A 486-nucleotide genomic window follows, 5' to 3' on the forward strand; every position below is an offset into this window, starting at 1 on the left:
GCAATCGCAAGAAAGCGTCAAGTAAGTTTGGTTGATACAAAATACTATCACTGTATTTCACGGTGTGTTCGTCGTGCATTTTTATGTGGTGAAGACCATTTCACTGGTCAATCTTACGAGCATCGACGAGGCTGGGTTGAAGATAAGCTGGGTGAATTAGCCAAGATATTTTGTATTGATGTGTGTGCTTATGCCGTTATGAGTAACCACACGCACTTAGTGTTGTATGTTGATGATAAAAAAGCAAATAGGCTGAATGATAAAGCGATTGTTATTCGCTGGCATAAGCTCTGTAAAGGCACTGTACTTACGCAAAAATACATACAAGGCGAGAAGCTAAGTAAAGTTGAACTCATCTTTTTCAATCAAACGGTAAAACAATACCGAGAACGTTTAGCAAGTATTAGCTGGTTTATGCGCCTATTAAATGAAAATATAGCGCGTAGAGCAAATAAAGAAGATAACTGCACAGGGCGTTTCTGGGAA

1 pseudogene is annotated in these 486 nt (G+C 39.1%); it reads left to right on the forward strand.

The features are described 5' to 3' along the window. Positions 1–486 (forward strand): annotated as a pseudogene (locus tag AN393_RS19655) (transposase); the annotation flags it as partial.

This window comes from Pseudoalteromonas sp. P1-25, assembly GCF_001401805.1.
Taxonomy (GTDB): Bacteria; Pseudomonadota; Gammaproteobacteria; order Enterobacterales; family Alteromonadaceae; genus Pseudoalteromonas.